We start from the raw sequence: 5,674 nt of genomic DNA, 5'->3' as shown, positions 1-5,674 counted from the left end.
ATTATGAAGTGGGTAGATAGGGAGTAGGTAGGTGGAGGACGTAGGTTGGGTTGAAGCATGAAACCCAACGCCCGCATGGGTTACGCTACTGCTCCTATAAATAATTGTGTCTCCCTACTTCATAGATAACAGTCTATTATAGTTCCCGACAATCGGCCGGCAAAGAACTAAGATCAAGATCAAGGAATCCCCTACCGTTAAAGCTGATGAAATTACCCCGTCTTGCCGCTTTAATCATTGGTCTGAGCTTTATTTTCGGATTAATGTTGTGGTTAGTCAACTCTATCTATCGTCTTTACAGAGATATCGTTTTTCTCGCTCCCCTACTAGCCAATATTCTGCTTTTACTGATTATCGGACTGCTGGGCTTGCTGATCTACATTCTTTTGTACTACTTTTATCTGCTGCCCCAGCAGCAAAAAAGTCGCCGCGGGTTGCGTTCTTCCTCCCGTCCACCCCTAAAATTACCAGTAGAAAAAACCGAGGCCGCCGGGGAAACCTTAAAAGCTATCCGGCAACAAGTGGAGCAAATTCAAGATAAAGTAACTCAACAGGTTTTTATTAATCGTTCCCAAGAAATTGAGCGAAGTTTAGCCAGAAAAGAAGTTAAAATCATTGTTTTCGGCACAGGATCGGCGGGAAAAACCTCCCTAATTAACGCCCTCATCGGTCAAATGGTGGGCAATGTGGAGGCAACCATGGGAACCACGGAAAAAGGGGAAACCTATAGTTTAAAAATGAAAGGTGTGAATCGGGAAATTCAAATTACCGATACCCCCGGCATTCTCGAAATTGGTGCAGCCGGAGGTCAAAGGGAACAGTTAGCGCGACAATTAGCCACGGAAGCAGATTTACTTTTATTTGTCATTGATAACGATATTCGACAATCGGAATACGGCCCTTTATTGGGTTTAATTGATATTGGTAAACGCTCTCTCTTAGTCTTTAATAAAATCGATCTCTATAGCGATGAAGATCGAGAAATGATTTTAAAACAATTACGAGAACGGCTAAAAGGAGTGATCCTTTCCGCCGATATTATTGCTGTTACCGCTAATCCCCAACCAGTACAGTTAACCGGTGGACAAATCATCACACCCGAACCAGATATTTTAGCTTTAATTAAACGTTTAGCTTCAGTTTTACGGGCCGAAGGAGAGGATTTAGTGGCGGATAATATCCTCTTACAATCCCAAAGATTGGGGGAAGAAGCTAGGAAAATTATCGATCGCCAACGTCGTCGCCAAGCTGATAAAATTATTGATCGCTATCAGTGGATCGGTGCGGGAGTGATTGCGGTGACTCCCTTACCGGTGTTCGATCTGTTAGCAACGGCGGCGGTTAATGCTCAAATGGTCAGGGAAATTGGTCAAGTTTATGGCTGTGAAATTAACAGCGATCGAGGCAAGGAATTGGCTGTATCTTTGGGTAAAACTCTAGTTAGTTTGGGAGTGGTGAAAGGAGCAGTAGAATTATTAGCCAGAATCCTACAATTAAATTTTACTACCTATATAGTCGGTAAGGCAATTCAAGGAGTCAGTGCCGCCTATTTAACCCGCATTGCTGGCAAAAGTTTTATTGAATATTTCCGTCAGGATCAAGACTGGGGTGACGGTGGCATGACGGAAGTGGTACAAAGACAATTTCAACTCAGTCGCAAGGAGGAATTTATTAAGTCTTTTGTGGCCGATGCGATCGGTAAAGTGGTACAACCTTTTCAGGATGATTGGCAGCAAGAAGAAGTTTTAGAAGCTAGTCGCGAGGATGATTGGTAAAGATCGAACCCAGGAGTGATAGGCAAAATTGTATAGTAATTGTTACAATCGTTTTGGGGTTCCGCAAGGGCAAAAAAAAGATGCGACAGCAAGTTATCGACTGGTTAAAAGAAAACGTCAACGAACACCGTCTGCGACATATTCTCGGTGTGGAGACCATGTGTATTGGTTTAGCTCGTCATCACGATCTCGATCCCGTCCAAGCAGGGCAAGCGGGATTACTACACGATCTAGCTAAATTTTTCAAGCCCAAAAAACTGCTAAAAATGGCGGAATCGGCGGGAATAGACGTGGATAATATCTGTGCATCCCATCCCCACTTACTCCACGCCGATGTAAGTGCAGTTGTCGCCCAAAAAGAATTTAACGTTACCGATGAGGAAATTCTCGAAGCGATTCGCAATCATACCCTCGGTAAACCCAATATGAGCGATCTTAGCTGTATAGTCTTTATTGCCGATGCCTTGGAACCCAATCGCGGCGATACACCCGAATTAAACGCCCTACGACAACTCAGCTATCAAAATCTCCATAAAAGCGTTCAACAAACCTGCGATTATTCCCTAAAATATCTTTTAAGTAGCCATTGTCCCATTCATCCCCGCACCGTGCTAACCCGCAACTGGGCGTTACAAATTGTTAAAGAACAACCAACAAAAACTAAACCCATTGATTAACATAATCTCAAGACTCGCTTACAACCACCTTAGCCAAAGGATGACCACAAACTGAATGACCAATCCCACTGGAATTATTACCCCCGTCGCCGAAAATCTCAAGACCGAACAATTTCTAGAGACAATTGTTACCGCTGCCGAGGACAAGAAAGCAGGGGACATTGCCATCCTGAAAGTCGCCGATATCTGTTATTTAACCGATTATTTTCTGATTATTACCGGCTATTCTACCACTCAAGTGCGAGCGATCGAGGATGCGATCGAAGCTGCTATGGAACTAGAATGGCAACAATCCCCCCGACAAGTGGAAGGAAAAAGCGAAGGTAGCTGGATCCTGATGGATTATGGCGATATCATTGTTCATATCTTTTTACCAAAAGAGCGGGAATTTTATAATTTAGAAGCATTTTGGGGTCATGCCCAACGGATTCCTCTACCTAGCGACCATTTGGAGGAGTAGAATCCATGAAATCCTCCCTTGATTTCTGTCCCGTCCCGGAAGAACAGCAGCCGGTTAACGAGTACGAACAATTAAAAGAATCTTGGTTTTTCCGTTGGGCAACGCTAGATGTAGCCTCTTATACAAAAAAATTTCTCTGGTTATGGTTGTGGACATGGTTAATTGTCGGACCGATTGCCGCCGCTAGTTTTCCCCTCAAAAAAGCCCCTTTTCTCTTCTTCTGCGCGGGGATTTTTGGCTCGACAATTTTGGTAGGATTGGTGTTATTGCGCTTGTATTTAGGCTGGATCTACGTCTATGACCGCTTGCAATCAGAGAAAGTATTTTATGAAGAGTCGGGCTGGTATGATGGCCAAATCTGGACAAAAACCGCCGCTATTTTAACCCGCGATCGTTTAATCGTCTCCTATCAAATCCAGCCCATTCTCCAGCGTTTACAAAAAACCGCCCTGATTCTAGGGGCAATTATCGCTATCAGTGGTCTTTTCTGGCTATTTTTCACTCACTAACCGCAACCAATCACCAATCTGAATGAATAGGGTAAAACGTTCACCAACCCACCGCTTAGAAATTCATCTCCTCCGGGAAGGTATTATTGAATCGGTCCATCATGTCGAGGCCGCTATTTGCGATGACCGCGGCCGGGTATTATCCACCGCGGGCAGCGCTGAAACTAGCGCCTTTATTCGTTCGGCCCTAAAACCTTTTCAAGCACTGGCTGTCATCAGTACCGGCACCCTCGAACGCTACGATCTCAACGATAAGGATCTAGCCATTATCTGTAGTTCTCACCAAGGCACAGTGGAACACGCCCGTCAAGTCTTTAATATTCTCTGGCGTGCCGATATCGATCCCAACGCTCTGCAATGTCCCCTCCCGTCCGGTAAACCCAGTCGTCTCCAGTACAATTGTTCTGGTAAACACGCCGGGATGTTAGCGGTGTGTCAACAGCGTGGCTGGCCGTTAAATAGCTATCTGCGGCGTTCTAGTCAGATACAGAAGCTAATTTTAAGCAAAATTGCCGAATTATTGGGGATGCCAGGAGATGAATTAATCAGCGCCCATGATGACTGCGGTGCGCCCACCTATTCAATGCAGTTGGGGCAAATGGCCCATCTCTACGCCCAGTTAGCCTCTGGCAACCGTTTAGACTTAGAAAGAATCGTCCGGGCGATGACCTATCATCCCCGCATGGTAGCAGCAGAAGGGGCTTTTGATACGGAATTAATGCAGGTTAGCCAAGGGGAAATCGTCAGTAAAGCCGGGGCTGAAGGGATTCAATGTATTGGGCGCGTCGGTGAAGGTTTAGGATTAGCAATAAAAGCTTTAGATGGTTCCAAACGGGCTAAATATGCCGCCGCTTTGCAAATTCTCAAACAGTTAGGCTGGATTACTCCCAATGTGGCCGAATCTCTCTCGGAAAAATTCCTCAAAATCGGCAGTTATACCCGCTTGGAAGTGGTAGGAGAAATGGCTTTATTATAAGTAGTGGGTTGACCAAGGGTAACACATCAAAAACTTTTCTTTTTGGTGTGTTAGGGCAGTATTTATATCTTGATTTTTTTCCCTAAAAAACGTTATTACCCATTTACAATCTATAATCGCCATACATAAGGAGAATAATTAACTATGATCGAAAATAGAAACCCGATTCCCGTGGTTGTCAACGGTGCAGCCGGCAAAATGGGACGGGAAGTCATTAAAGCCGTTGCTCGTGCCGACGATATGATCCTAGTGGGTGCAGTGGATCGAAATCCAGCTTTTCGAGGTCAGGATGTGGGAGAAGTGGCCGGTTGTGAACCCCTAGAAGTGCCGATTCTCGACGATTTACAGAGTGTTTTAGTCCTGGCAACTCAGGAAAAAGTGCAGGGGGTGATGGTGGATTTTACCCATCCCGACGGTGTTTATGACAATACCCGCAGTGCGATCGCCTATGGAGTGCGTCCGGTGGTGGGAACTACGGGATTATCGGCGGCACAACTGCAAGATTTAGCCGAATTTGCCGAAAAAGCCAGCACCGGCTGTTTAGTTATCCCCAATTTTTCCATTGGCATGGTTTTACTAGAACAGGCTGCCGTGCAAGCATCTCGCTACTTTGATCATGTAGAAATTATCGAACTGCATCACAATCAAAAAGCAGACGCACCCAGTGGCACAGCGATTAAAACCGCCGAATTACTGGCAGAATTGGGTAAAATCTTTAATCCTGCTCAAGTTTCCGAAAAAGAAACCATCCCCGGCGCTAGAGGCGGTTTAACTGCCGAGAACATCCGTATTCATAGCGTCCGTTTACCCGGTTTAATTGCCCACCAAGAAGTCATTTTCGGTTCCCCCGGAGAAATCTATACCCTTCGTCATGATACCAGCGATCGCTCCTGTTATATGCCGGGGGTTCTCCTCTCTATCCGCAAAGTTACTCAGCTGCAATCCCTCATTTACGGTTTAGAAAAAATCCTCTAAATCGAGATATTTGAGAGGAAGGAGAGGAAAAGGGCAAAGAAGAGAAATCTCGACAAATTGCCCTAAAAATGCTATCTGCTGGCTTTCCTATACCCAAACTTTAGACTTAGAGATTGAACAAGTACCACAAGTCATTGAGGGACAAAATTGAGTGAAAACGGACAGTATTTTCTATCGTCTCTTTCAGACTTTTCCCGAAAGTTTCTTTGATTTGCTCAATCTTCCCCCAGAAACAGTCAATCATTATCAATTTTCCTCCCTAGAAGTTAAACAACTAGCTTTTCGTTTAGATGGGGTTTTTC

Annotated in this window: 7 protein-coding genes; all 7 read left to right on the top strand. The window is 44.9% G+C overall.

Annotated elements, in window-relative coordinates:
• Positions 1-206: 206 nt before the first annotated feature.
• Positions 207-1,775 (top strand): YcjF family protein, encoded by a 1,569-nt coding sequence (locus tag IQ224_RS21095; RefSeq protein ID WP_002742583.1) that lies wholly within the window; start codon positions 207-209, stop codon positions 1,773-1,775.
• 80 nt (positions 1,776-1,855) lie between these two features.
• Positions 1,856-2,452 carry a bis(5'-nucleosyl)-tetraphosphatase (symmetrical) YqeK gene (gene yqeK, locus IQ224_RS21090; RefSeq protein ID WP_002742582.1) on the top strand — a complete coding sequence of 199 codons (597 nt, stop codon included), beginning with the start codon at positions 1,856-1,858 and terminating at the stop codon, positions 2,450-2,452.
• 55 nt (positions 2,453-2,507) lie between these two features.
• Entirely contained in the window at positions 2,508-2,912 is a 405-nt protein-coding gene (gene rsfS / locus IQ224_RS21085; RefSeq protein WP_002742580.1) for a ribosome silencing factor, read from the top strand.
• 5 nt (positions 2,913-2,917) lie between these two features.
• Positions 2,918-3,421, top strand: a complete 504-nt coding sequence (locus IQ224_RS21080; RefSeq protein WP_002742579.1) for a CGLD27 family protein — start codon at positions 2,918-2,920, stop codon at positions 3,419-3,421.
• 22 nt (positions 3,422-3,443) lie between these two features.
• Positions 3,444-4,397, top strand: coding sequence for an asparaginase (locus tag IQ224_RS21075; protein ID WP_002742578.1), 954 nt, complete (start codon positions 3,444-3,446; stop codon positions 4,395-4,397).
• 144 nt (positions 4,398-4,541) lie between these two features.
• Positions 4,542-5,372, top strand: a complete 831-nt coding sequence (dapB, locus tag IQ224_RS21070; RefSeq protein WP_194033460.1) for a 4-hydroxy-tetrahydrodipicolinate reductase — start codon at positions 4,542-4,544, stop codon at positions 5,370-5,372.
• A 151-nt stretch (positions 5,373-5,523) separates the two neighbouring features.
• Positions 5,524-5,674, top strand: a 151-nt coding sequence (locus IQ224_RS21065) for a DUF2887 domain-containing protein (RefSeq protein WP_194033459.1), incomplete at its 3' end; no start/stop codon positions are given.

The sequence above is a fragment of the Microcystis sp. LEGE 00066 genome (assembly GCF_015207925.1).
Classification (GTDB): Bacteria; Cyanobacteriota; Cyanobacteriia; order Cyanobacteriales; family Microcystaceae; genus Microcystis; species Microcystis ichthyoblabe_A.
This window is presented reverse-complemented; position numbering and strand designations above follow the sequence as displayed.